At 46.7% G+C, this 24,960-nt stretch carries 23 protein-coding genes and 1 riboswitch; of the genes, 14 read left to right on the top strand and 9 right to left on the bottom strand.

From position 1 onward, the window contains the following. Positions 1-99 precede the first annotated feature (99 nt). The 3 genes from EJA10_RS22220 to EJA10_RS23605 all read right to left on the bottom strand — a co-directional run bounded on the left by EJA10_RS22220 (position 100) and on the right by EJA10_RS23605 (position 3,622). Positions 100-1,896: a CocE/NonD family hydrolase gene (locus EJA10_RS22220; RefSeq protein ID WP_170169221.1), complete on the bottom strand. Its 1,797-nt coding sequence runs from the start codon at positions 1,894-1,896 to the stop codon at positions 100-102. A 137-nt stretch (positions 1,897-2,033) separates the two neighbouring features. Continuing rightward, positions 2,034-3,098 (bottom strand): M14 family zinc carboxypeptidase, encoded by a 1,065-nt coding sequence (locus EJA10_RS22215; RefSeq protein WP_125482215.1) that lies wholly within the window; start codon positions 3,096-3,098, stop codon positions 2,034-2,036. Positions 3,099-3,448: 350 nt separating this feature from the next. Next, entirely contained in the window at positions 3,449-3,622 is a 174-nt protein-coding gene (locus EJA10_RS23605) for a hypothetical protein (RefSeq protein WP_170169220.1), read from the bottom strand. A gap of 314 nt (positions 3,623-3,936) precedes the next feature. Here EJA10_RS23605 and EJA10_RS22210 point away from each other — a divergent pair, with 314 nt between their 5' ends. From EJA10_RS22210 to EJA10_RS23600, 5 genes are all read left to right on the top strand, one after another. Continuing rightward, positions 3,937-4,137, top strand: a complete 201-nt coding sequence (locus EJA10_RS22210; RefSeq protein WP_023626356.1) for a cold-shock protein — start codon at positions 3,937-3,939, stop codon at positions 4,135-4,137. A 294-nt stretch (positions 4,138-4,431) separates the two neighbouring features. After that, positions 4,432-5,667, top strand: a complete 1,236-nt coding sequence (locus EJA10_RS22205) for an ATP-binding protein (protein ID WP_125482204.1) — start codon at positions 4,432-4,434, stop codon at positions 5,665-5,667. A gap of 622 nt (positions 5,668-6,289) precedes the next feature. Further along, positions 6,290-7,510 (top strand): S-methyl-5-thioribose kinase, encoded by a 1,221-nt coding sequence (gene mtnK, locus EJA10_RS22200; RefSeq protein WP_125482203.1) that lies wholly within the window; start codon positions 6,290-6,292, stop codon positions 7,508-7,510. Between the two features lie 45 nt (positions 7,511-7,555). After that, positions 7,556-8,197 (top strand): L-fuculose-phosphate aldolase, encoded by a 642-nt coding sequence (locus tag EJA10_RS22195; RefSeq protein WP_125482202.1) that lies wholly within the window; start codon positions 7,556-7,558, stop codon positions 8,195-8,197. A 334-nt stretch (positions 8,198-8,531) separates the two neighbouring features. After that, positions 8,532-8,669: a hypothetical protein gene (locus tag EJA10_RS23600; protein ID WP_170169219.1), complete on the top strand. Its 138-nt coding sequence runs from the start codon at positions 8,532-8,534 to the stop codon at positions 8,667-8,669. A 46-nt stretch (positions 8,670-8,715) separates the two neighbouring features. Here the strand turns inward: EJA10_RS23600 and EJA10_RS22190 are convergent, their stop codons facing one another. After that, positions 8,716-10,377 (bottom strand): mechanosensitive ion channel, encoded by a 1,662-nt coding sequence (locus EJA10_RS22190; RefSeq protein WP_125482201.1) that lies wholly within the window; start codon positions 10,375-10,377, stop codon positions 8,716-8,718. 289 nt (positions 10,378-10,666) lie between these two features. After that, positions 10,667-11,245: a YqaA family protein gene (locus EJA10_RS22185; protein WP_125482200.1), complete on the bottom strand. Its 579-nt coding sequence runs from the start codon at positions 11,243-11,245 to the stop codon at positions 10,667-10,669. A gap of 233 nt (positions 11,246-11,478) precedes the next feature. Here EJA10_RS22185 and EJA10_RS22180 point away from each other — a divergent pair, with 233 nt between their 5' ends. Continuing rightward, complete coding sequence (locus EJA10_RS22180; RefSeq protein WP_125482199.1) at positions 11,479-12,345, top strand: sulfite exporter TauE/SafE family protein; 867 nt, start codon at positions 11,479-11,481, stop codon at positions 12,343-12,345. A 30-nt stretch (positions 12,346-12,375) separates the two neighbouring features. On the opposite strand, the gene EJA10_RS22175 is transcribed toward EJA10_RS22180, so the two are convergent. From EJA10_RS22175 to EJA10_RS22170, 3 genes are read right to left on the bottom strand one after another with little or no spacing between them, the layout of a single operon-like run. Further along, a complete protein-coding gene (locus EJA10_RS22175; RefSeq protein ID WP_246017924.1) occupies positions 12,376-13,050 on the bottom strand; it encodes a GNAT family N-acetyltransferase in 675 nt (224 codons plus the stop codon). After that, positions 12,968-13,216 carry a hypothetical protein gene (locus EJA10_RS23595; RefSeq protein WP_170169217.1) on the bottom strand — a complete coding sequence of 83 codons (249 nt, stop codon included), beginning with the start codon at positions 13,214-13,216 and terminating at the stop codon, positions 12,968-12,970. The genes EJA10_RS22175 and EJA10_RS23595 overlap by 83 nt, the downstream gene beginning before the upstream one ends. Further along, on the bottom strand, positions 13,213-14,397 hold the full coding sequence (locus EJA10_RS22170) for an FtsW/RodA/SpoVE family cell cycle protein (RefSeq protein ID WP_125482214.1): 1,185 nt from the start codon (positions 14,395-14,397) through the stop codon (positions 13,213-13,215). Before EJA10_RS22170 ends, EJA10_RS23595 begins: the two co-directional genes overlap by 4 nt. 303 nt (positions 14,398-14,700) lie before the next feature. Between EJA10_RS22170 and EJA10_RS22165 the strand changes: the two genes are divergently transcribed. The 7 genes from EJA10_RS22165 to EJA10_RS22135 all read left to right on the top strand — a co-directional run bounded on the left by EJA10_RS22165 (position 14,701) and on the right by EJA10_RS22135 (position 22,323). Then, positions 14,701-15,477 carry a hypothetical protein gene (locus tag EJA10_RS22165; protein WP_125482197.1) on the top strand — a complete coding sequence of 259 codons (777 nt, stop codon included), beginning with the start codon at positions 14,701-14,703 and terminating at the stop codon, positions 15,475-15,477. Positions 15,478-15,544: 67 nt separating this feature from the next. Next, positions 15,545-15,726, top strand: a riboswitch (cobalamin riboswitch). A 131-nt stretch (positions 15,727-15,857) separates the two neighbouring features. Continuing rightward, complete coding sequence (locus EJA10_RS22160; protein WP_125482196.1) at positions 15,858-16,814, top strand: ABC transporter substrate-binding protein; 957 nt, start codon at positions 15,858-15,860, stop codon at positions 16,812-16,814. After that, complete coding sequence (locus EJA10_RS22155; protein ID WP_125482195.1) at positions 16,780-17,838, top strand: FecCD family ABC transporter permease; 1,059 nt, start codon at positions 16,780-16,782, stop codon at positions 17,836-17,838. The genes EJA10_RS22160 and EJA10_RS22155 overlap by 35 nt, the downstream gene beginning before the upstream one ends. After that, entirely contained in the window at positions 17,838-19,280 is a 1,443-nt protein-coding gene (locus EJA10_RS22150) for a heme ABC transporter ATP-binding protein (protein WP_125482194.1), read from the top strand. The genes EJA10_RS22155 and EJA10_RS22150 overlap by 1 nt, the downstream gene beginning before the upstream one ends. A 39-nt stretch (positions 19,281-19,319) precedes the next feature. After that, positions 19,320-19,703, top strand: coding sequence for a VOC family protein (locus tag EJA10_RS22145; protein WP_125482193.1), 384 nt, complete (start codon positions 19,320-19,322; stop codon positions 19,701-19,703). A gap of 657 nt (positions 19,704-20,360) precedes the next feature. Further along, the gene (locus EJA10_RS22140; protein ID WP_425462115.1) at positions 20,361-21,824 is read left to right on the top strand and encodes a SulP family inorganic anion transporter; all 1,464 of its coding nucleotides are present in this window, start codon (positions 20,361-20,363) and stop codon (positions 21,822-21,824) included. A 79-nt stretch (positions 21,825-21,903) separates the two neighbouring features. After that, entirely contained in the window at positions 21,904-22,323 is a 420-nt protein-coding gene (locus EJA10_RS22135) for a universal stress protein (protein ID WP_125482191.1), read from the top strand. A 74-nt stretch (positions 22,324-22,397) separates the two neighbouring features. Here the strand turns inward: EJA10_RS22135 and EJA10_RS22130 are convergent, their stop codons facing one another. Further along, positions 22,398-23,561, bottom strand: a complete 1,164-nt coding sequence (locus EJA10_RS22130; RefSeq protein ID WP_125482190.1) for a dicarboxylate/amino acid:cation symporter — start codon at positions 23,559-23,561, stop codon at positions 22,398-22,400. A 290-nt stretch (positions 23,562-23,851) separates the two neighbouring features. Here EJA10_RS22130 and EJA10_RS22125 point away from each other — a divergent pair, with 290 nt between their 5' ends. Then, on the top strand, positions 23,852-24,934 hold the full coding sequence (locus tag EJA10_RS22125; protein WP_125482189.1) for a D-alanine--D-alanine ligase: 1,083 nt from the start codon (positions 23,852-23,854) through the stop codon (positions 24,932-24,934). Positions 24,935-24,960 lie beyond the last annotated feature (26 nt).

The raw sequence follows: 24,960 nt of genomic DNA, 5'->3' as shown, positions 1-24,960 counted from the left end.
GCAAGGGATGATAGCCAGTGAACCCTTATAGATAAAATAACCTGCCGAAGCGCACGGCAGGTTACTTAGATTTAAAAGTAGTGGTTTGAGTACCCGAACTCACTCCTCCACCACGGGCAGCACAATCGATGACGGATACTTTGAGTTTGTTAAAATTGTCGCTATGCCGCCAAGCTGGCTGAGCAGCTGGGGGGCTGGCGACATGGAGTGAGGGAAGTCGCTTGGACCTATAGATACGCGGAGTCTGTGTCCTTCTTTGATGACGAAATTGCTTGGGAAGATCTCAACGTCCAGCTCCATTACTTCGTAAGGGTTGACGTCTTTTACCGCTGCCCTTGTGAATGGGTGCCACGGCTGGATATTCTCTCCATCGAGGAAGCGGCTCTTGCTTTCGTCGACGGCCCGGTGTGAGGCAGCGAGCCAGCCTGCAGTGATTTCACTGGAGCTTCCATCTGGCGCGACATCGGTGACCCTCACAGACAGGACGAGTTCTCTGGCAGTTGTTTTCGCAAAAATCTTAGCGGCGATCGGTCCGGAAACGCGCAGATCTGAATTGGCTGGTGCTGTCGTATAGGTGAGCTCTGTCATTTCGGTCAGGCGGTTGTCCTTCGTACATGGCAGGGCGTCCGGTATGCCGGCCATCCATTGGTTCGTGCTGCCTGAGCAGATGCCATTCAGCGGCTGCTGAAGCATACTGCGCGATGGCTCAATAGAGGATGGGGTATCCTTCGTCAATTGTTTACCGCTGCGCAGGTAAAACTTTTGAGCGGACGTTTGCTGATGAGGCCAGCCAGGCTGGACTTCAAAGGAGTCCTTGCCGAGTACATACTGGGTGACATCAGGGATTTTATTGATATTTGTATTGATGCCCATCAGATATTGGTCAAACCATCTCAACGCAAGCTGGTCGAGTGCAGGGATATTGTCGGCGGGCAAGCCGCTGCCATAGTTTCCGTGCGTCCAGTTTCCCATCAGGAGCTTGGTCGTGACGCCATTCGCTTTTAATTTTTCATAAAGAAGCGGTGTGCCGCGCTGGAACAGGTCATGAAGTCCGCCGGTGAAAAAGGCGGGAGCTTCAATCTGGTCGGCAACCGCCAGTGGAGAGCGCAGCTGGGCGGCTGGACCGTCGTAGGCAAAATCCCCGCCAGTGATTGCGGAGCTCAAGGTGCTGACAGGAAAGCCAAGCAGTTGTCCTGTATGACCTAACAACACCGTCGTGCCCATGATTGGGTCTGATAACGTGTAGGAAGGCGGAAGCAGGCCGCTGCCTGTTACAAGCCCGAGCCAGAGCGGGATGAAGCCGGTGTTGACTAGCCCGCCGGACATGAGGATGTCACGGTACATATCGCCCATCGGCACGATCGGAAAAATGGCTTCCAGTCCATGAGGCTGTTGTGCTGCTGTCAGCAGCTGGTTGATGGCACGATAGGATGAGCCATATAAGCCGACCTTTCCATTGCTCCATTGCTGGCTTGCAGCCCATTCGACGAGCTCCTTGCCATCGGCCTGCTCTGCCTCGCCGAATGAATCCCAGGCACCCTGGGAAGCGCCGGTTCCGCGGACATCGACTGTGACATGCACATAGCCTCGTTTGATGAAATACTCATTGAGATTCTCAGTGCTTCTGACGTTCTTGTTATACGGGGTTTGTGTGAGGATGACGGGGAAAGGCCCTGGTCCATCTGGTCTGTGGACATCGGCAGCTAAAATAACCCCATCCCTCATCGTGATGAAGACATCTTTTTCGGTTATGAAATTCGAAAATGATTCTGCCCGTTCGTAAATGGTTTCTTCCCAGCCTTGCCTGGGCGGGGCGGCCAGTGCAGAAGCAGGACCTGTAAAAAGACTGAACATAATCATGAGCGACAGCGCAGCAGGAAATAGTTTTATTTTCATCGGCATGCCTCCTTAAGTGTTTATAATCCAAGCATACGAAAAGAGGCCAGGTATTTTATATACGATAAATGTCGTGTCCTTGAAAATGACCACAAAAAAGCAGTGTGATCCGCCAGGGAATCACACTGCTGATATGTTTATTCGTCTGCTTCTTCGTTTTGTCTGTTCGTCTGGTAAGGGAGGGTATCCCAGAAGCTTGTGTCTGCTGTTTCAATGGATCCATCAGCAATTGCGCGTACTGTTGAATCAAGGGTAGTGATGGTTTGCTTGATCAAGTAGCCGTTGCTCTTCTGTCCAAGTGCATAGGACTCGATGAAATGGTCGGACATGCCGCGCATTTCGAATAGCAGAGTCGAAATATCATAGCGGACAGCCGCTCCGTTACGGCCGATGTTTTCACCGTCCCCGCCACGGTATTTGCCGATATGGCCCCAACCCTTGCTTTCAAGAGCGTTATACACCACGGCGCCAAGCTTTTTGGAGCCTTCAAGGACATCAGGCTTCACGTCAGGGTTCGTCGGGTGAAGGATGGAGCCGGAAACGAGCTCGCCTTCCGTCTCGCTGAGTGTTCCCTGGTGATGTAAGTCAATCATATAGTCGATTTGGTACTTTTCAAACACATTTTCATGAAGGGCGCGTGCCTCTGGTTCCATCTCGCTTGTTGCCTTGTCATGCTCGCGGTTCAAGTCAACATAGTTTGCATTATAGCGTGTCAGGTGGCGGTCTCCGTCAGCATGGTAGTCTTCGAGGGAGAAGTCGACATCGCCCATGGCTCCGTCCGCGTTCAGCATCGGGATGACCAGGATGTTGACGTTATCAAGGACTCCCTTTGTTTTCGAAGTGCCTAGGTGCTTGATGAACTCAAGAGCGCCTTCTGTCGTCAGCTGCTCGTTCCCATGCTGTTGCGTCAAGAACAGGATTGTCGGGTTCTCAGGGTTTGAGACGTACTTCGCCATGTAAATATCGCGGCCCTTGACGGTCTGGCCGATCACTTCCAGTTCCATAGCGTCCTGTTTGGCATCCTGAGTATTCAGGTATTCTACTAAGCTTTCATATGTATGCAAGATCGAAGTTTGTACAGAACCATTTCCGGCACTCGGGCCATTGCCAACAGCACCTGCAGGCAGGGCCACCGCAGTCACCGCACCCAGAGCCATCATGCTTGATAAAGAGACGGAAAGAACCTTCTTTTTCAAATTCATCATCATTCCTCCTATAAAACTAGTTTCTCAATCATTTTACTGAATTTTTAAACTACATTTAATAGAGTATGCTGCCTATTTTTCAGACAAATTTCGAGCTGCGAAATAAGTAAATAGGATAGAGTTTAAAAGTTGAAAAAAAGGGTTAGATAGGAAAAAAGTAATTAATTTAAGCGGAAATCCAGGAGCCACCTTTATAGTGACACAAGAGATGGGGAAGTAGGCCCAGCGGAGGAGGTAGGCTTTTAAAACTGAACGGTTATTTCGAAAGCACATCCGAGTTTACAGACTTTTTCCAATACGGACCTTGGAAACCATAAAAAAAGAGCAGAGGGACCGTACCCCGTGCTCTAGTTTTTCTCCAGTTCTTCCTCAAAATAGAAGGTGCTTGGATATTCTTTTACGGTATAGGAATACCGCTTCATGTTTTTTACGTACTGGGACTTTGTGATCGTCACAGTTTCCCCGGTTTCTTTGATATTGACCGACTGTCCTGCTTTATAAAGGTTGCTTGCGCTTTTCAATTACCCACGCCCTTTCATTTGTATTCATTATATCACAGTTTCGCCTTATATAACCCGTCTCGCCCTGCACCAATACAATTTCCTGAGCTCCAGGAGTGGCGCATCCATCGCGAAATTTTTTAAAAAAGCAGGATTGGCCTATATTTGCCAAATGCCATAACGCTTGCACTCTGATATCATTTCTGTTATTCTTAGGAAGAATTATTTTTGTTCGGTATGTAAGGGAAGAACATGCACTGCTTGATTCGCCTGGATATCACTGAGAGCAAGAATAGTAACAAATTGTGTGGATATCACACTAGGAGGCAACAAAAATGGAAAACGGTAAAGTAAAATGGTTCAACGCAGAAAAAGGTTTCGGCTTCATCGAGCGTGAAGGTGGAGAGGACGTATTCGTACACTTCTCAGCGATCCAAGGCGAAGGCTTCAAAACTCTTGAAGAAGGTCAAGAAGTTTCTTTCGACGTAGAACAAGGCGCTCGTGGACCACAAGCAGCTAACGTTACAAAACTATAATAACGAATTAGCACATACAAACAAGCTCTGAGTGATCAGGGCTTGTTTTTTTATTGCATAAAATAAAGATCACAATAAAAAACCCCACTCGTCTGAATGGGGTTTTATTGCGGTAAAGCAATGGTTGTTTTCATTATAGCATATGTTTTTCGTTTGCCGTACAAAAATATGCAATTGTAAACGATTAACAGGATCTTTGAAAAATCTGAATTTTCCATTGAAGAATTGAAACAGACAGTAGATAATAAAACTTAGGTAGATCTTCATAATTCTGGTACCCCTGGGGGAAGCAAAATGATAGAGTTCACTAAAGATTTGATCCTGCATTTTTCGATAATATTATCGCTCGGCTTCATGTATAACTTTCTCTGGATGCAGAAGCGTTCGATTTACAAGAAGCAGGTTTTCAAAGCTGCTATTTTAGCTACTCTATTGCTGACGATGGCGCTGCCTGTCAGGTTTGATGGCGGAATTCAATTTGATTTGAAGCTGATTCCTGTCTTCATTGCCTTCTTTTATTTAAGCAGGACCGATGGCTTTTTGCTGGTCGCTGTTCTCCTTTTACTGCAGAGCCTTGTGGGCATTGAGAGGCTTCCGGTCACTGCAGTAAATTACACCGTCATTTTGATTTTGTTTATCTCGATTGAAAGAATATATAAAGACACTACAATCAATAAAAAAATTGCCCTCGGGCTCTTCGTTTATGCATTGATTACCTCCACAAGACTAGCGGCAATGATCAATTCCGGAAATGGCCAGGATTATCTCTATTTGCTCGTCTTTTCAGTCGTTTCTTTCGTTGCATTATCCGTGTCGATTTATATCATCGAAATGACAAACCTGCAGCTGAAAATGATGCATGAACTGCACAAGGCTGAAAAATTCTCAGCCATCAGCCAGCTGGCTGCTTCGGTTGCCCATGAAATACGCAACCCGATGACCACCATCAGAGGATTCATGCAGGTGCTGCAGGGAGAAAGAAACTTAAACGATAATCAGAATATGTTCATCTCTATCTCTCTTCAAGAACTCGATAGGACCCAGACGATCATCGATAATTTTTTATCGCTGGCCAAGCCGAATACCGGCAGCATGGCGAAAGTTAATTTAAGCGGCCTTTTAAAAGAAACCGTAGATTTCATGAGATCCTACTCCCATCTTGCCAATACGGAATTGGTGGAAGGAATCGACAAGAACCTTTGCGTCAAAGGTGATGCCCATGAAATCAGGCAGGTGTTTATCAATATCCTCAAAAATGGCATTGAATCCATGCCCGGCGGCGGAAGTATGTACATCATCGCCAAGCTGGACAGGGATTATGTAAAAGTCCAATTCAGGGATGAAGGAGTCGGAATGAACCAGGAGCAGCTCGATCGCCTTGGCCACCCCTATTACTCTACAAAAGAAAAAGGCACAGGACTCGGAATGATGATTTCCTACGATATCATTCAGAGAATGAGAGGCAGGATCCTCGTCGACAGTGAAGAAGGGAAAGGCACTACCTTCACCATCCTGCTGCCATTCGGGTGATATATGGAGCTAAGTGATTGGATATTAAAAGAGCTATGAAACGATAAATGTGACCACCACAGTACCTAGTGCTGTGGAATTTTTTATGTCAAAAGGGTTTAAGGGAAAACATACGATCCACTTCGGACAAAAATAGAGAGAGCAGCCGCGAAAATGTCCGAAGTTAGGACCACTTCGGACAAAATGAGAGAGAGCAGCCGCGAAAATGTCCGAAGTTAGGACCACTTCGGACAAAATGAGAGAGAGCAGCCGCGAAAATGTCCGAAGTCAGGACCACTTCGGACAAAATGAGAGAGAGCAGCCGCGAAAATGTCCGAAGTCAGCATCACTTCGGACAAAATGAGAGAGAGCAGCCGCGAAAATGTCCGAAGTCAACACCACTTCGGACAAAATGAGAGAGAGCAGTCGTGAAAATGTCCGAAGTCAGCATCACTTCGGACAAAATGAGAGAGAGCAGCCGCGAAAATGTCCGAAGTCACTCCATCGCATGCACGAAAAACGAGATTTCCTACGATTCTTTCGTTTTGGAAGCAGTTTTTAGTCCCTCGAAATACAATCTTAAGCTATAATAATTTTTAAAAGATTTCTATAATTGTTTTTTGGGGAAAGGGGTCAAACCATCATGACAGATTTTAATTCTTATTTTTTGATGAATGCCGATGAGGTTGTTCAATATGTAAAAGCAAAGATGAACTATTTTACAGAGAATGCGGATTTAACATGCGCTGAGATTGGCGACGGGAATTTGAATTACGTTTTCCGTGTGGTGGATGAAAAGTCAGGCAAATCGCTGATCGTTAAACAGGCTGGCGATACGGCAAGGATTTCAGATGAGTTCAAGCTTTCAACAAACCGCATCCGGATCGAATCGAATGTATTGAAGTTAGAAGGAGAACTCGCACAGGGGCTGGTGCCTGATGTGTATTTGTACGATGACGTCATGAATTGCTGTGTGATGGAGGATTTATCTGATCATACAATTCTCCGTACTGCATTGAACGAAGGCCGGATTTTTCCGAAGCTTGCTGATGATCTGACGACGTTCATGGTCAATACGCTGCTGCTGACTTCTGACGTGGTCATGGAGCATAAGGCCAAGAAGGCGCTTGTCCAGGATTATATCAACCCTGAATTGTGCGAAATTTCAGAGGACCTCGTATACTCTGAACCTTTTACCGACCATAATAACCGGAACGATTTGTTCCCGGCCAACAAGGAATGGATTGAAGAAAATATTTACGGTGATGCCAGGCTGCGCTTTGAGGCGGCAAAACTAAAGTTCGCGTTCATGACTAACGCTCAGGCGCTCGTCCACGGTGACCTGCATTCGGGTTCGGTTTTTGTGAAGGAAGATTCGACGAAGGTGATCGATCCTGAATTCGCGTTCTATGGTCCGATGGGCTATGATGTCGGAAATGTGATTGCCAACCTGATGTTTGCCTGGTCACGTGCCTATGTAACCGATGCGGACGAAAAGTATGTTTCCTGGCTGGAGAGCACCATCGTCGAGACAGTGGACCTTTTTAAGGTGAAATTCCTGGCAAGCTGGAAGGAAAACGTAACAGAAATCATGGCGAAGGAGCAGGGTTTCGACCAATGGTATTTGGACAGCGTCCTCCAGGATACCGCTTCTGTGACCGGGATGGAGCTGATTCGCCGTATTGCCGGTTTGGCGAAGGTGAAAGACCTGACGACCATTGCCGATGAGCAGCAGCGCGTACAAGCAGAAAGAACCTGTTTGTCTGCAGCGAAGGAGTTCATCCTGAATGCACAAGGTTTCAGGACAGGCGAACAGTTTTTACAAGGATTAAAGAATTCAGCTTCTAGCCATAATATGCGATAATAAGACGTTCCTGATCTAGATTTTAGAGAAAGAGAGGCGCAGATTATGTTGCTTCTGGAAGAACGGATGAAAGTCGTAGAATACGGCAAGAAAATCATCACGAGCGGCCTGACGAAAGGCACTGGCGGGAATATCAGCATCTTCAACCGCGAAAAAGAGCTGGTCGCCATCAGTCCGAGCGGGATTGATTATTTTGAAACGAAGCCTGAAGATGTTGTGATCATCAACTTACAAGGCGAGGTTGTCGATGGGAGCAGGAAGCCATCAAGCGAACTTGATATGCATTTGATTTTTTACCAGCGCCGCGAGGACCTGAACGCGCTTGTCCATACGCATTCGCCATATGCGAAAACCATTGCCACGCTTGGGTGGGACATCCCACCGATCACCTATTTGGTCGCTTTTGCCGGGCCGAATGTGCGCTGCGCGCCATACGCGACGTTTGGCACGAAAGAGCTTGCGGAAAAAGCGTTTGAAGGCATGGTTGACAGGAGAGCGGTGCTGCTCGCGAACCATGGCTTGATTGCCGGTGCCCATAATATTGAAACAGCCTTTACGGTAGCCGAGGAAATCGAGTTCAGTGCCCAGATTTTCTACCAGGCAAAAGCAATCGGTGAGCCGACCATGCTGTCGGAAGAAGAAATGACAAGACTGGCGAAGAAATTCGAGAACTACGGCCAGAGATGATAGAGAACCCTCTTCTTAGAGGGTTTTTTCTTTGTTAAGGAAATTATAGAATTATTGAGTTGTGGATAACTCCAAGAATTTTTCTTAATCCAGCTCCAGCGCCTAGCCCCTCGAGTCGCTTCGATCCGCCCACTGAAGTCAAAGAACGACTTCACTGATCGGCCCTACAGCGCTTGTCGGGGCTTAACGAGGCGCTTGCGCTTTTTGTTCTTTGGATGGCTCCTATTACTTTCAACCTAAATTATAGGGCACAAAATCAATAGATTATGCTATGATTATTTATAAGAAAAAACTGGGCTGGATGGATAGTTTTACTAAGGAGGACGGGCTGGCTATGAGAGCAAGAACAAGAAAGAGTGAACCTTTTTCGTTTGAGAAACTGAAGGATTTTTTCACCACCGTACTGCTGCACATCAGTTTTTATGCCTTCATCGTTTTTCTCGTCATTTTTTTCATCGATAATTTCAGTTAAAATACATAAAAACACAGCTGCCGGGTATGCAGCTGTGTTTTATTTTTTACGGATTCAACGGGTTATTTTCGTTTCGAGGATCCATAGGATCGTTATCATTTCGCGGATCCATCGGGTTATTATTCAGGTTGTTCATGTTCGGTGGTGTTGCCAGGTCAGGATTCACCGGCTTGTTGTTTTTCATTTTCTGCTGCTGGACTGCAGTTTGATCGATGCTTGTCTTTTCGATTTTTTCATCGAGCTTGGTCAGGTATTTTGAAGCAAAGTTCTTCCCGCCAAGACCAAAGGCAAGTCCGAATGCGAGTGCCAAGCCGCCCAGTGTCAGGATGAACGCGGCATTGACGATTGCCGGAGCAACCCCAAGCTGGTCTAGTGCCATGAATACTGAAATCGTGATGATTGCATATTTCGCAATCGTTGCCAGGACGTTTGAAGATTCCCCTCGTAGAATGCTGCTGAGCACCTTCTTCACAACTCCGCCGAGCCACAGGCCAACACCTAGGATGACAAGCGCAGCGACAACATGAGGCAAGTATGCGATAACGCCTCTTGCTAGGTCGACGAAGAAATCAAGGTTCACGACGTTCAAGGCTTCGGCTACGAACAACAGGACGACGATGACCTGGACGATATAACCGACTAGATCAGAAACGCTTAATGAGGTCGGACGCTTGGCTGCGGTGCCGATGCCCATACCTTTAAAATATGAGTCAAAACCAATTCTTCTTAATAAATCAGCTGTAAAGTTCTTAAGCCATTTTCCTAGCCACAGACCAATCATGACAAGGATGATCGCAACAGCGATGTTTGGAATCATCGTCAGGATATCGTTCAGCATCGCGATGGCTGGACCGGAAATCCCTTCGACATCAAGTCGCTCCAGAGCGGCGATGACTGTTGGAATCAAAATCAGGACGAATGCAACCGTACCGATCACTCGGGACAGGCTTGTACCATCAAATAAGCGGGTCAGCCCAAAACGTTCAACCAATCTTTCCGTTCCAAGGCTCTGTAAAAAGTTCGTCAGAATATCGCGAACGATTTTAGCTACAAAGTAACCGACTAGTAAGATGATAGCGGCTGCGAAAAGTTTAGGGATAAATGCCAGGATTCCCTGAAGCATATTTTCGAACGGCTCAGAAACGCCGCGCAGGTTGAGTGCAGACAATACAGCCGGCAATGCCATCAGCAATACGAGATAGAAAACGATATTCGCCACTTTGTCGACTGCGTTCGTCGTCTGCTGGTTGTCGTCCGTCAGCTTGTACTTGCTCAGTTTCTCATGGACGCCAAGTGTCTTTCCGCCTTTCTGGATGAGGAATTTCAGTCCAGAAGCGATCAGCCAGGCAAATAGCAGAATCAATCCTGCTTTTAAAATATTCGGGATTGCTGAGGTGATCGTTGAAATCATGCCAACGAGCGGCTCAGTCAGAATATATAAATCTAAAATATTCAGGAACATGATGAAGACAAATACGAGAATGAGAATATAGACAATCTTGCTCAGAATTTTTTCTGCAGAATATTTCTTATTGTTCATATTTGAGAAAAGCCTGTTATCGAGGCTCGTTTTCTGAAGCCCTTTGTAAACCGCCTTTTCAATCAGTTTCGCGACGAGCCATCCGACCAGAAGGACAGCGAGCGCAATCAGCACATTTGGCAGTTTGCCAAGGATGCTATTCCAGCCATTATAAAAATTATTGTACAAACTCCTCACTCCTTATTAAAATTGGATTTTATTCAAGTTGTGCTGCAGGTGCTAAAGTATGAGTGCATGGTTCCAAGCTGCAGTAAAAAATCATAGTTAGCCAGCAAGCATACTTTAATCTACCCAAAAGAAATGGAGATAAACAAAGTGGGGCACATCGATAGAATGGAATGAACAGGGAGGGGTGACAATGAGATTCTGAATCTGAAAAAGAAAAAAACCGCTGCTTTTATGCAGGCAGCAGATAAAAAACAAAACCGGGCAAAGGGCCCGGTCTGGTATTCTGCTATTATGCTTTCTTGGATTTCTGCAAGTATACGTAAATAAGGTAGCCGACAATCATGACGACGCCAAGGACGACCGTCAGAAGGGCAAAGTTTTCTTCAATGAATGGCATCGCTCGATCGCCTAGCGCTACAATGATCGCCGCTTCGAGGAAGAAGCGCAAGCCTCGTCCAATGATCGACCAAATAAGCAAAGTAGGTATCCTTACATTGGTGATTCCAGAAAAGATCGTAAATACTTTATATGGAATCGGCGTAAAGCCGGCAATCAAGATGGCCATCGCGCCATATTTTTCGAAGTATGCTTCGACTAGTGCAATTTTTTCCTCTTTTATAAAATATCGAAGGATGGGGCGGCCGACCTTCTTGCCGATATACCAGCCCAAAAGCGCGCCCAGTACAGATCCGGTAGTCGTGATGAACGCGTACCATAGCGCCCGGTCAGAGTTCGCAATCCCCATCGGTATCATCAAAACATCAGGCGGAATCGGAAAAAAGGAAGATTCCAGGAAAGACACAAAGAAAAGTCCCCAAGAACCAAATTCAAGCAGCCATTCTTCAATCGCATGAATCCATTCAGACATGAAAGTTTCTCCTTTAGCTTGTTGTTTCGTTTTTCAGTTGTCTTCTCATGGAAAAGCAACTAGTCAAAAGTATACCATTAATGATTCAACGAGAGCCAACTATTTCAAAAACAGAGGGACGGTTCTCCTGTTTTTGGAAATTAGCTTAAGGAGTTCGAATGAAGCCACCATTTCATTCCGGCACAAAAGTGGTATCCTATTAAAGACGACTAGATGAAAAGGATGTTATACAAATGGAATATATACTTTTTTTCCTGCTGGGAGGACTGATCAGTGTCCTTTCTGGATTTTTCGGGGTGGGCGGGGGCTTTATCCTGACGCCGATCTTGCTATTGATTGGGTTTTCGCCGCTTGAGGCGATTACAACGAGTTTGCTTTTTTCTGTAGGAACGTCTCTTTCTGGAATTGCTGCGCATATCCGCATGAAGAATATTCTGTGGAAAGAGGGGCTGATCATGGGGGCGAGCGGGATTGCTGCGACCCAGCTGGCCCGTCCGCTGGTTTATTCCCTTGAGGAGCGGGGCTGGGATGAAATCGTCATTCCGTTCCTGTACATTCTTCTGCTTGCGTATTTTGCTGTGACAATGATACGCCAGGGCAAAAAGAAAGAGGAAGAGATCACTACAGGTCATACTTTCTCGCTGGCTAAGTTATTGGGAGTAGGGTTCGTCGGGGGTTTTGCTTCGGCTTCAATGGGAGTGGGCGGCGGATTCATCATCGTTCCTTTGCTCATTGCCTTCCTCGGCTTCAATCCGAAAAAAGCAGTGGGTACAAGCTTGTTTGCCGTACTGATGATTGTCACTGTCGGCTTCGTGTCCTATGCGCTTCAAACACCAATCGATTATTTCATTGGCCTGTTATTGATCGGCGGCGCACTCATTGGGGCGCAATTCGGGGCGAGGATGACGAGTTATTTTAGAAACAAGGAAATGAACGCCATGCTTGGAATGCTCTATGTTGCGACTCTGACAGGCGCCGTAATGAAACTCTTCAATCTGAATGAACCGGGGTTGGCCATCATTGGTGTTTTCATCCTCTATTTCTTCATCAGGTCCATTTTAAAGATCACAAGAGCCAGGCAAGCAGCCCGGACCCATTAAAAAAGGAGCAGACTCTTCTGCTCCTTTTGCTTATGCCTCTGAAGTGACAGGATGCTTCACCCCAAAAGGAAAATCCATCCCCGATCCCTTTTTGACAAAAAAGGCTCCATCCCGCTTATAGGGACTAAGCTCAAAATCCATTCCATCCGGAGTAAGATGGAACACGACATCAGCTTCAGCATCTTCCAGGATGTTTTTAAGGTTTACTGGTGTCCTGCTGATGACATCGTAGAGGTGGAACACGTCGTTTTCCTTCGAGAACATAACCACCGCATCCTCTTCGTCATGATAATATAGATGCTCGTTAAAAACGTTGAGGACATGGTACATTGTAATTCCTCCGGAGTTGGCGGTGGAGAACTTCCTCGACACCAGCACTCGCTCATATACAAGTCTTTGAATGAGTTCAATGTCGCGTGCCACATTCAGTTTCCTTAAAGCAGACTCATTTACTGAAGCACCACTTGCTGTATATTGATATTCCTCAACAAGTTCAAACCCGAACTTTGGATAAAATTCGAGCACACTGCTGTTCGCGAACAAATACATGAAATCGTACTTGCCATGATACACATCCAGAACATGGTTCATCAGCCTGGCAGAAAGCCCCTGGTGCCGGTAATCAGGGTGGGTCATGACCGTGCCGATTTGCAGGGCCGTGGCTTTTTCCTTCCATGACCAAATCAAGCTCATTGACGGATACATTCGCAATGATGTTCCCGCCTTCCTCATAGGAAAAGGGGGTGTAGTGCTCTCCCCAATATCCTTTTGCATGCCAGCTTGTAAAATCAACCCCAAACACATTTGCGGCCAGCTGCATGAAGCTATTCCTTAATGATTCATTGTCACGATATTGGCTGACTAGTTTCATATACTAAAACTCCTGTCCTTAGAGGCAAACATATAGGTTTTATGGTGGAAACGGATGCCGTAAATGAGCCCCATCGCGAGCATGTTTCCCATCAATGAACTGCCGCCATAGCTGATAAAGGGCAGCGGGATGCCAGTGATCGGCAAAAGCTGGATCGTCATCCCGATATTCTGGAAGACGTGGAAGGTAATCATGCTGATGACACCGGTGCTGATATAAGTGTTAAAAGGATCATTCGTATCAAGGGCTGTCTTCGTTAAATGGTAGATTAACAGGAAGTACAGGCCGATGACAAAGCTGCCGCCCACGAAGCCGTATTCCTCCCCAATCACGCTGAAAATAAAATCCGTATGGCTCTCGGGAATGTAAACCTCGCTGCCATTGAGTCCTTTTCCGGTCAGCATCCCGGAGCCGATGGCGCTAAGCGACTTTAATAGATGGTAGCCGAACTCAGGATAACTTTCGGGATCCAGCCATGCATAGATCCGCCCAAACTGATAGGTTTTTACATTCAAATATTTCTTGAGAAGCTCAGGCTTCCAGATGACTAGATACAAAATTCCCGCTCCCAGTCCTGCACCGCCGCCGTATAAAGGCAATATGATTTTCCAGCTGATTCCGGACACCAGGATGAGACCGGAGAATATCGCGATCACGACGAGGGAGGTGCCCAGGTCAGGCTGCAACATGATCAATCCGAGCGGCAAGGCGGTCACTAAGCCAAGTTTGACCAGGAGAAGAAAATCGGTTTGAAGTGTCTTTCGTATGTATTTATTATGGTGGGCGTAGATCGTGCTGCTGAGGGCGAGAACGAGAAAGACCTTCATGAATTCAGAAGGCTGGATCGAGCCGAATGGTTCGATGAAGAACCAGCTTTTCGCTCCATTTCTTTCTTCAGCGATGCTCGAAGGTGCAAAGAAAAGGAAGACGAGCAGGAAGACTCCAAAGCCATATAAATACCAGGAAAGCTTCCGGTACTGCTCACTGTCGAACATCATCACAACCCCGATGATCCCCGACCCGACGACATACCAAAAAATTTGTTTATATAAGAAATTCTGTCCATATTGCCCGGTTTTTTGCGCACTGTAAATCGCTACGCAGCTTGTCAGGAAAAATAACAACAAGAGGAATGTCAGCGTCCAATCAAACCGGTCATGTTTTTTCATCGTTTTCGCCATCATTTTGCACCCTGTCCTAAGTGTTTTTACAAATTTATGCTAGCAAAGAAAATTTATCCTTACAATGCCCCTGCAGGAAACAAATTCCTCTTCTTTTATAGACGTAAAAGAGAGGGCTTTAGTTTCTTTTCGGCAGTCAGGATTCTTTTAATAGCGAAGGTTTATAATAATTATGTTTTTAAGATTTTGTGAAGGGATATTTTTGACGATATTTGTTAGAATGGAAAGAGCGTTATTCAGAACGGAAGCGGGGAGCCGTTGACCATATTTTTCAGCCGAGAAACTGTCCGGGAGGTTTTGTCTTTGAAAAAGCACCATCCTTATAGCCGGGATTTACTATATGTCCATTTGAACGACCGCGATCAGTATGTGCTCTCATATGGAATCGAATTCTTTGAGTTTGCAAGGTCATTGACTGACTCGCTCAATAACCTGCTGTTATTGAGGCATCGCTATGAAGATGGCGATTTCAACAGGCATACTTTATTTGACTATGTCCCGGAAGACAGCCTCGAAAAGCTTGTTGCGGACAATGTCCATGCCTACGGCGATTTTTGCTGGATAGATTTCGAGGAAGTGGAGGCGCTGAATGTGCTCTCAGCCCAGGAGATTGCCGAACTTCTATATCTTGGCCACATCAAGCATCATCTGAAGCTGCCTTTCTACAATCAGCTCAACAACCGCTTTGTCTACCTGGCCCATGAAGATGGCTGGTTCAATAAAACGTATTATCGCAATTTCAATGAATTCTTCCGGATGCTCGGGAATGTTTTATCCGGTAAGCTGGGCGAGTTAAAGCCGGAAAAAACGCTGCTTGGCATCAGGAAAAAGAAAGCGTATCCTCCCGTCAGCAAGGAGATTTTAAAATCCCTGACCCCGGCGTTGAAGGAAGGGGCCGTTTTTTCGCTGAAAAACATCCAGCAAAACCGTAATAAAATTGAAATTCCCATCTGGATCATTGGGGATTTCGCCAATATGGACGACATGTATGATGAATACAAAGAAGCGAGCCGCAGCCAGCCGGATGGTCGGATCATTTTTGATAAAAAGCTGAAGGAATGGAGTCTCATTGCCCAATAATGTCGAAACCGATAAAATTTTGAAGCAATTTTTGGCATATCGTGTATAATGGGATTTAGCGGAAAATTACATATCGAAGTGAATAGGTGTCTTTTAAAACAAGACTTAATAGGGAAGTTGGTTAAAATCCGACGCGGTCCCGCCACTGTAAATGGAAGCAAGCTGCACAGTGCCACTGTACAAAGTATGGGAAGGCGCAGCAAGCGATTGACCATGAGCCAGGAGACCTGCCTGTTCATTGCACCATCAAACCTACGAGGATAGGGAGGTGCCGACAGGCTCTATGTCTTTTCATTTTAAAAGTACATTTGCTTTTTCGGACATCTCCCCATCAGGTGGAGATGTTTTTTTATTTTAGTAACATGACGGAGGAGAAGCAGATGAAGAAAATAGTATGGTTAATGATAGCGGCTGCCATGATCCTGGCTGGCTGCGGTACAGAAGCACAGCCTGAGAAAAACGAAAATCAGCAGGCTGTAGAGGAGCAAAAATCGGATTTTCCGGTCACCTTGACTGACGCAATCGGTGAAAAAGTGGTCATTGATAAGAAACCAGAGAAGATTATTTCCTTAATCCCAAGTAACACGGAAGTGGTTTACGCCCTGGAAAGCGGTGATGCCATCGTCGGCGTGACCGATTTCGATAACTATCCAGAAGAAGCGGCATCGAAGGAAAAAATCGGCGGCATGGAAATCAATATTGAAAAAATGATCTCCCTGAAGCCTGACCTTGTCCTTGCCCATGAGTCAACGGCAGATACCGTGAAGGCCGGTCTCCAGCAGCTGAAAGATGCAGGAATCGATGTGGTTGTCGTGAATGATGCCCAGTCATTCGATAAGGTGTATGAATCCATCCAAATGATTGGAAAATCGATTGGTGAAACAGAAAAAGCAGGCAAACTTGTCGATTCGATGAAAGCCAGCTTTGCAGAATTGAAGAAACAGGCTGAAGCCATCAAACCGGAACAACAAAAATCGGTGTTTGTTGAAGTGTCACCTGCACCAGAAATCTATACGGCCGGTAAAAATACATTCATTAACGAAATGCTTGAACTGATTGGCGCCAAAAATGCGGCCGGCGATATGGATGGATGGGCAAAGGTGGACCCTGAAGCCATGGTCGAGCGTAATCCGGATGTCGTTGTGACAACCTATGGTTACTACACAGAAAAACCGATTGAGCAGGTGCTTGCGCGACAGGGCTGGAATAATGTGAAAGCGGTCAAGGACCAGCAGGTTTACGATGTCCACTCCGACCTCGTCACCCGTTCTGGCCCAAGGCTAGCTGAAGGAGCAGAGGAGCTTGCAAAAGCCATTTACCCGGACGTATTTAAATAAAAAGGGATTTGCCTATACAGCTGGGGCATCCTTCCTGGTCATTTCCATGCTGCTTGGCATATCGATTGGAAGTGTTTCCATCCCTGTACGTGCCATTGTTAACATTATTGGTTCTGAGATTTTCCGCTTACAGGGCGAGGGAATCGACCCGATGCATGCCAGCATTGTCATGGAGATCAGGCTTCCGCGCGTCTTACTTGCCGGCCTTGTCGGGGCTTCGCTCGCGATTGCCGGAGCAGCATTCCAGGGACTCCTGCGCAACCCGCTGGCGGACCCTTATACACTGGGCATATCGTCCGGTGCGTCAATCGGCGCGGTGATTACCCTGTTTTTCGGGATTTCACTTCCGGTTGCTGGTGCTTTTACCCTGCCCGTCTTGAGCATCCTGTTCGCCTTCGGAACCGTGCTGTTCGTGTTGTTTTTCGCGCGGAAAGTCGACAGGCTGCTCAAGGTGGAAACGATTATTTTGACGGGAATTATCCTAAGTTCATTTCTCGGCTCTTTTATCTCATTGATGATTGCCCTTTCCGGTGAAGAGCTGCGGCAAATCATTGGCTGGCTGCTTGGAAGCGTATCAATGCGCGGCTGGGAATATATCAAGATTATTCTCCCATTCTTCATCATCGGGCTGCTGATTTTGCTTACGAACACAAGAGAGCTCAACGCGATGTCGTTTGGGGAAGAGCGGGCACAGCATCTTGGCGTCAATGTCGAACGCCGAAAGCTGCTGATTTTATTGTCCGGCTCTCTTTTAACAGGTTCGGCAGTTGCTGTTTCAGGGACGATTGGCTTCGTCGGCCTGGTCATCCCGCATCTGGCACGAACCATCTGGGGACCGGACCATAGGCATTTATTGCCTTTATCGATCTTGATCGGCAGCGGCTTCCTGATTCTTGCCGATCTAGTCTCGAGGACGGTGATCGCTCCATCTGAACTGCCGATTGGCGTCATAACGGCATTGATCGGGGCTCCTGTTTTTGCGCTGATTTTAATGAAAAATCGTAAGGAAAGAAGTGCTGGCTGATGATTACAGTGAAGGACCTGACAGGCGGATATGCAGGAGGCGAGGTGCTGAAGAGCATCTCCTTCGAGGTTGGAAAAGGGGAGCTGTTCGGCATTCTCGGCCCTAATGGCAGCGGCAAGACGACTCTGTTAAAAATGATCAGCGGCGCTTTGAACTCCAGAGAAGGATTGATCGAGCTGGATGGCCGGCCGTTAATCCAGTATTCACCAAAGCAGCTGGCGAGGATGATGGCCGTTCTGCCTCAGCATGCGGACCAAGCATTTCCCTATACCGTCAAAGAAACTGTATCACTCGGCCGCTATGCCCATCAGAAAAGCTGGTTCAACAGCTGGAACGATGAGGACGAGCAGATTGTCCAGAAGGTGATGAAGCAGACAGGCATCGTGCATCTCGAGGAAAAATCGATTGTCGAACTGTCAGGAGGCGAGAAGCAGCGTGTGTTCCTTGCCCAGGCATTGGCACAGCAGCCGAAGATTCTGCTGCTGGATGAACCGACGAATCACCTGGATTTAAGCTTTCAAAAAGAGCTGCTGGATCTGCTGAAAAAATGGGCCGCTGAAGCGGAGTTGACCGTCGTCTCGATCTTCCATGACTTGAACCTGGCTTCTCTGTACTGTGACCGCCTGCTGCTGATGGAAAACGGCGAGGTATTGATCGTTGACACCCCTCTGGAAGTTTTAAAAGAAGAGCGGATCAGGAAAGTCTATAAAACAGAAATCAAGAACCATCCGCATCCGGAAATTGCCAGGCCGCAGCTGCTGTTGGTTCCAGAAACAGACAGCACGGCGCAGGTGAAAATTGACGAACGGTTTCTTGAGATAAGCAAGGAGAGGATTGTCCTTCAGACACCGCTGAAAATGCGCACGATGTCATCGGGAATTACCGGGGCCGGAATTGGCTGGCACCGTTCGTTCGTCAACCGGATTGTGCCGATGGATTATGATTGCAGCGACCATAAGGCAGAGATGGCAGATTACCTGGACTCCTACGGGTTCCAGCCTGGTGAGACAGTGGGGATGATGACAGCTGTTCCTGCCGATACCGCATGCTACCGGTTATTTGAAAATGAGGCACATTCGATTTTTGTCATCGTGTCAGCGGGCAGCACACACCGGGACAGACCGCGTAACATCAACACCTGGCTGTTCATAAATGGGCGGATTTCCGAAGAGGCATTTATCCAGAGCGCAATGACCGCGGCAGAGGCAAAGGCCAGCGTACTCCAGGAGCTTGAAGCGAGCGTCGTATCCTCAGGGGTCCATTCAGCGGGCATCTCGACTGACAGCATCTGCATCGCTGCCACCCAGCAGGGCGAGCTGATTTCGTATGCCGGAACCGCGACCCCGCTCGGAAAGCTGATCAGTGAAGGGATTTACAGTACTACTAAGGAAGCAATCATGAAATACCGTGAAATGCAGACTACATTAATCAGAAGGAATTAGCTGTTTCATCGCGAATGGTATATATACGAGGTGATGAAGATGGAACTGAAGATGGGCTACGTTATTTTATACGTTTCAGACCTGGAAAAAACGAAACACTTTTACGGAGAGCTGCTTGGCCTGAAGCTCCGCAATGAATTTGGCACCTATATCGAATACGAAACAGGAAACACCATCCTGTCGATGAACACCAGGGAAAGCGGCCGCGAAATCACGAAGCTTCCGATTCCCGATGGAGTCAGGAATGACCAGACATTTGAGCTCGGCTTCGTGACAGAAGATGTCAACGGCACTGTCGAAAAACTCCGGACAGCCGGCGTGCCAATTCTGCTCGAACCAACCGAAAAACCATGGGGCCAGGTCGTCGCCTACGCAGCCGACCCCGATGGACATTATATTGAAATATGCACCCCGATTGGGTGAACTAACAAGCCCTGCGCTATTGAACTGCAGGGCTTTTTTTTTTGCTGAGGAGAGCCTTTTTTAGAGTTTCTATAATGCCAAACAGCGAGGGAATTCTCAAAAAGGTCCTAAAAAAGCATTCGCTAAACCAAAACAGTGTGAAATTCTCTAAAATGTCCTATAGAGCGTGTGAAATGTAAATAATCCACTTAAGGCACATCAGGAAGAATAAGATATCAACCACATTCCTGAATATATCAACCACATTCCTGAATATATCAACCACATTTTCGAATATATCAGCGGATCCTCCAATATATTAACCACGTTTTTCCAATATATCTATTGCATTCAGCAATATATCGATCAAATCTAAATTCACGCGAGAGCAATGAGTTTCACTTCAGGGACTGAGGATGAAGGTGACTTCCGCCGTGAAAAAATCAGCAGCGACATATTCGTAGAATCAGGTCTTTTACATTATAAGGGTTTTTACTATATCTATATGAAAAATGGAGGAAAACGTCGATTTTCAAAGAAAAACATCTATTTCATCGCTTACAGTCGGAGTTGCTTGTTTTCGTAAATATGTTATGATAAATCCTGTTTTTATCGGACCCGGCTTGCTTGAGAGTAGGAAGCCACAAAAATATATTAAGGGGTGTTTCTTTGAATACAATGACAATTAAAGAACAATGGTTTGGCAACGTGAAAGGAGATATCCTTGCTGGAATCGTCGTGGCACTTGCTTTGATTCCTGAAGCGATTGCTTTTTCGATCATTGCTGGTGTTGACCCGATGGTAGGACTTTACGCATCATTCGCGATTGCTGTGACAATCGCTTTTGTAGGCGGCCGTCCTGGCATGATTTCAGCTGCGACCGGTGCGATGGCGCTGTTGATGGTGACGCTTGTTGCTGACCATGGTTTGCAATATTTATTGGCTGCTACGATTTTGACAGGTATCCTGCAGATCCTGTTTGGTGTGTTTAAATTAGCGAGGTTCATGAAGTTCATTCCGCGTTCAGTCATGATTGGCTTTGTTAACGCGCTGGCTATTTTGATTTTCATGGCACAGCTTGAACAATTTGTCGGTGCAACATGGGTAATGTATGCGATGGTAGCTGGTGCGCTGGCGATCATTTATCTGTTCCCGCGCATTACGAAAGCTGTTCCATCACCGCTTGTTGCGATTATTGTGATCACATTGATTGCAATTATGACAAGCAGCGGAGTCAAGACAGTTGGCGATATGGGTACACTGACGTCCACATTGCCTGCATTCCTGATTCCTGATATTCCTTTTAACCTTGAGACATTAAAGATTATTTTTCCGTATTCTATTGCTTTAGCGATTGTCGGCTTGCTTGAATCACTGCTTACTGCGTCAATCGTTGATGATATGACAGACACTGCTAGTGATAAAAACAGAGAAAGCCGCGGTCAGGGAATCGCGAATATTGTTGCCGGATTTTTCGGCGGCATGGCAGGCTGCGCAATGATCGGTCAATCCGTCATTAACGTTAAATCTGGCGGCCGAGGCAGACTGTCTGCGCTGGTAGCTGGTACCTTCCTAATGTTCCTGATCATCGTCCTGGGTAACGTCGTCGTCCAAATTCCGATGGCTGCACTAGTTGGCGTCATGATCATGGTTTCGATTGGTACATTTGACTGGTCATCGATCAAAGGAATGGCCAAGACTCCTGTAACCGATTCAATCGTTATGGTCGTTACTACCGTAACAACAGTGTTCACACACGATCTCTCTAAAGGTGTGTTTGCCGGGATTATCCTTAGCGCGATTTTCTTCGTCGCGAAAATCTCAAAAGTGAAGGTAACATCCACTCTCGATGTTTCTTCTGAACGCCGTACGTACTTTGTAACCGGGCAGGTATTCTTCGCGTCCGTTACAGACCTGATTGAATCATTCGATTTGAAGGAAACAGCGAAAGAAGTCGTAATTGACCTGACTCATGCCCATGTATGGGACGACTCAGCTGTCAAGGCTATTGATAAAATCGTCATCAAACTGAGGGAGAACGGAACTGTAGTCCGCCTGCATGGCTTGAATGAGCCAAGCTCTCACTTGATCGACAAGCTGGCTGTCCACAAGCAGGAGGGCGCCAAGCTTTCCGGACATTAATATATTTCTAAGGAGCACGTTGACTTGTCAGCGTGCTTTCTTTATATATAAAAGAAAGAATAGTTGCAGGGGGAAGAGTATGTTCAAAAGAATTTTGCTTGCTGCTGATGGTTCCGGCCACTCAGTAAGAGCGGCGAAAAAAGCGGTTGAGTTGGCTAAGCTTAGCGGTGACAGTGAAATTACAGTCGTTTATGTGGTCGATGGACAAACATCAAAGGAAGATGTTCTTCACAATGCAGATCGCACGGTAGTCGAGGAAAAAAGGAAGATGAGACTACAGCCAGTAACAAATTTACTTGAAGAAGCAAAGGTAAACTTTACATTAGAAAAATTGCTCGGAGAACCAGGACCGGAAATAGTAGGCTTTGCAAACAAGAACGACTTTGATGTCGTGGTAGTCGGCAGCCGTGGCTTGAACGGCCTTCAGGAAATGGTACTGGGCAGTGTCAGCCATAAAGTAGCAAAACGAGTGAAGGCACCGGTGATGATCGTAAAATAAATGGCACTCAGGGTAACCTGGGTGTTTTTACTATATCGAAATTTAAATAAACCGGGCTGCACAGACCGGTTTATTTAAATTTCACCTTTACCGCTGAGTTTGTCCGCGATTACGGTGAGTGCGCCGTCACCGGTGACATTTGTGGCCGTTCCAAAGCTGTCCTGGGCGAGGTAAAGGGCGATCATCAGCGACAGCATGGTGCTGCTGAAGCCCAGCATCGTTTCCAATAAACCAAGTGCGGCCATGACGGCTCCGCCAGGCACACCTGGGGCCGCAATCATCGTGATTCCCAGCATCAGGATGAACGGCAGCATTTCAGCGAAAGCTACTTCCTGTCCCTGAAGGAGCATGACCGCCATTCCGCAGCTGACCAAAGTGATCGTACTGCCGGATAAGTGGATCGTCGCGAGCAGCGGCACGGAGAAATCAGCCACTTTCTCACGGGCGCCAAGCATTTTCGCTTGCTTTAAGGTGACGGGAATCGTCGAAGCAGATGACTGTGTGCCAAGCGCTGTCATGTAAGCGGGCGCCATCGCTTTGAGCATTTTAAAAGGATTGCGCTTTGCCGCTGTGCCGGCAACACTGTATTGGATCAGCAGGTAGATTAGATGAAGAGCAATGATCATCACAAAAACTTTAATGAATACGCTCATGATCGCGGATACCTGGCCGCCTTTGGTCATGTTCGCGAAAATCCCGAAAATGTGGAACGGCAGTAAAGGGATGATGATCTTTTCGATGACCAGTTCAATAATTCCCCTGAAATCAATCAGGACGTGCTGAAGCGCATTGCCCTTGATGTAGGCCATACCAAGACCAAGCGTGAACGCAAGCAGGAGCGCTGTCATAATGCCCATAAGCGGAGGCATTTCCACTGTGAAGAGGGGTGACAGCAACGCTTCTTCCGGATTCTCGAATTCTTGCACGCTTTGTTTTTTCAAAAGAACAGGATAGAGCACAGAAGCGGCGAAAAACGCCAACAACCCAGCGGCGACAGTAGAGACGTATGCAATCGTGGCTGTGATGCCAAGCAGTTTCCCGGCGCCCCTTCCTAATGAAGCAATGCCTGGAGCAATGAAGCCGATGATGATGAATGGAATGGCAAATCCTAAGAAGTTGCCGAACAATCCATTGAAAGTAGCGAATACGCGGACCACTACTTCCGGAAAAATCAGGCCCGCAACGATGCCAAGGGCGATGGCCAGTATAATCTTTGGCAATAATCCAAATTTCCTCATGATGTCCTCCCTGATAAATCCTTTGTTTTATAGATGATCAATTGGTGTTAAATGGTTTTGGTATTCACGGAATGAACACTGAATTCATATGGTAAGATAGGCGGTATATTGGGTTGAATGCCTAGTGATGGCCCTTTTTTTAGTTATTCTTCCCTATGAAGGTTTCATCCAATCAAAACAGGAAATAGTATAGCTGGAGAATGAATATTAAAAATTGATAACAATTCCTTAATTAAAAAATAAAGTGGTAAAATAAAAAGCGGATTGAATTTTATTGGAGGTCTATTTTTATGAAGACAAGAATCGGGCTGCTGTACGGCGGCAAATCGGCTGAACATAAAGTATCGATGCAAACAGCACTGGCTGTAACGAAGGCATTGGATTATGAGAACTTTGAGATTTACCCTATATACATAACGGAGGAAGGAGAATGGGTCAAGGGTCAGCAGTTGAACGCGCCAGCTGAGAGTGTAAAGGCACTGGAATTCGCGGACACTACGAACCTGCCTGCCCCTTCATTCACACCAGCATTATTCCAGGCGGGCAGTGCGGAATCCAGCAAGACTCTTGATGTTATTTTCCCATTGCTTCATGGTCCGAACGGAGAAGACGGAACGGTGCAGGGCTTGCTGGAGCTCTTGAATTTGCCGTACGTCGGCAATGGCGTTCTTGCGTCAGCGGCAGGAATGGATAAAATCGTCATGAAGAATATTTTCGCACAGGCAGGACTGCCACAGGTGGATTACGTGTCAGCTCTTCGCAGTGAGTGGGAAAAGGACAGCGACACCATCTATGGTCTTGTTGAAGAAAGGCTTGGTTATCCTTGCTTTGTAAAGCCTGCAAACCTTGGATCAAGTGTCGGGATCAGCAAAGCCTCCAACAAACAAGAACTGGAAGAGGCCTTCAAGGAAGCGTTCCAATTTGACCGTAAAATCATCATCGAACAGGGCGTCGTGGCGCGTGAAATTGAAATCGGTGTACTTGGCAACAATGAGCCGGAATGTTCTGTAGTCGGTGAAATCGTCCCGAAGAAGGATTTCTATGATTACAAGGCGAAGTACGAAGACGGCGATACGGCGATGATCATCCCGGCAGAAATCACGGAAGAACAATACGAGGAAGTCAAAGAAATGGCGGTCAAAGCGTTTAAGGCGCTTGATTGTTCAGGACTTGTCCGTGCGGATTTCTTCCTGACAAAGGATGGCCAGCTGTTGATCAATGAAGTCAACACGATGCCTGGCTTCACGCCATTCAGCATGTTCCCGCTGCTTTGGAAGCATACCGGCGTCGAATATCCGCAGCTGATCGAGAAGCTCGTGAACCTCGGAATCGAACGCCATGCTGAAAAACAAAAAATTAAATATACTTTTTAACATCAGGTAAAAACCAACCAGAAGGA

The organism is Mesobacillus subterraneus (assembly GCF_003937825.1).
Taxonomy (GTDB): Bacteria; Bacillota; Bacilli; order Bacillales; family Cytobacillaceae; genus Mesobacillus; species Mesobacillus subterraneus.
The sequence above is the reverse complement of the archived record's forward strand: the minus strand, read 5'-3'. Positions and strand labels throughout refer to the sequence as shown.

Coding starts and splice junctions, on each gene's coding strand:
- EJA10_RS22220 (WP_170169221.1), bottom strand. CDS start 1,896: ATGAAAATAAAACTATTTCCTGCTGCGCTGTCGCTCATGATTATGTTC.
- EJA10_RS22215 (WP_125482215.1), bottom strand. CDS start 3,098: ATGAATTTGAAAAAGAAGGTTCTTTCCGTCTCTTTATCAAGCATGATG.
- EJA10_RS22210 (WP_023626356.1), top strand. CDS start 3,937: ATGGAAAACGGTAAAGTAAAATGGTTCAACGCAGAAAAAGGTTTCGGC.
- EJA10_RS22205 (WP_125482204.1), top strand. CDS start 4,432: ATGATAGAGTTCACTAAAGATTTGATCCTGCATTTTTCGATAATATTA.
- mtnK (WP_125482203.1), top strand. CDS start 6,290: ATGACAGATTTTAATTCTTATTTTTTGATGAATGCCGATGAGGTTGTT.
- EJA10_RS22195 (WP_125482202.1), top strand. CDS start 7,556: ATGTTGCTTCTGGAAGAACGGATGAAAGTCGTAGAATACGGCAAGAAA.
- EJA10_RS23600 (WP_170169219.1), top strand. CDS start 8,532: ATGAGAGCAAGAACAAGAAAGAGTGAACCTTTTTCGTTTGAGAAACTG.
- EJA10_RS22185 (WP_125482200.1), bottom strand. CDS start 11,245: ATGTCTGAATGGATTCATGCGATTGAAGAATGGCTGCTTGAATTTGGT.
- EJA10_RS22180 (WP_125482199.1), top strand. CDS start 11,479: ATGGAATATATACTTTTTTTCCTGCTGGGAGGACTGATCAGTGTCCTT.
- EJA10_RS22175 (WP_246017924.1), bottom strand. CDS start 13,050: ATGTATCCGTCAATGAGCTTGATTTGGTCATGGAAGGAAAAAGCCACG.
- EJA10_RS23595 (WP_170169217.1), bottom strand. CDS start 13,216: ATGAAACTAGTCAGCCAATATCGTGACAATGAATCATTAAGGAATAGC.
- EJA10_RS22170 (WP_125482214.1), bottom strand. CDS start 14,397: ATGGCGAAAACGATGAAAAAACATGACCGGTTTGATTGGACGCTGACA.
- EJA10_RS22160 (WP_125482196.1), top strand. CDS start 15,858: ATGAAGAAAATAGTATGGTTAATGATAGCGGCTGCCATGATCCTGGCT.
- EJA10_RS22150 (WP_125482194.1), top strand. CDS start 17,838: ATGATTACAGTGAAGGACCTGACAGGCGGATATGCAGGAGGCGAGGTG.
- EJA10_RS22145 (WP_125482193.1), top strand. CDS start 19,320: ATGGAACTGAAGATGGGCTACGTTATTTTATACGTTTCAGACCTGGAA.
- EJA10_RS22140 (WP_425462115.1), top strand. CDS start 20,361: ATGACAATTAAAGAACAATGGTTTGGCAACGTGAAAGGAGATATCCTT.
- EJA10_RS22135 (WP_125482191.1), top strand. CDS start 21,904: ATGTTCAAAAGAATTTTGCTTGCTGCTGATGGTTCCGGCCACTCAGTA.
- EJA10_RS22130 (WP_125482190.1), bottom strand. CDS start 23,561: ATGAGGAAATTTGGATTATTGCCAAAGATTATACTGGCCATCGCCCTT.
- EJA10_RS22125 (WP_125482189.1), top strand. CDS start 23,852: ATGAAGACAAGAATCGGGCTGCTGTACGGCGGCAAATCGGCTGAACAT.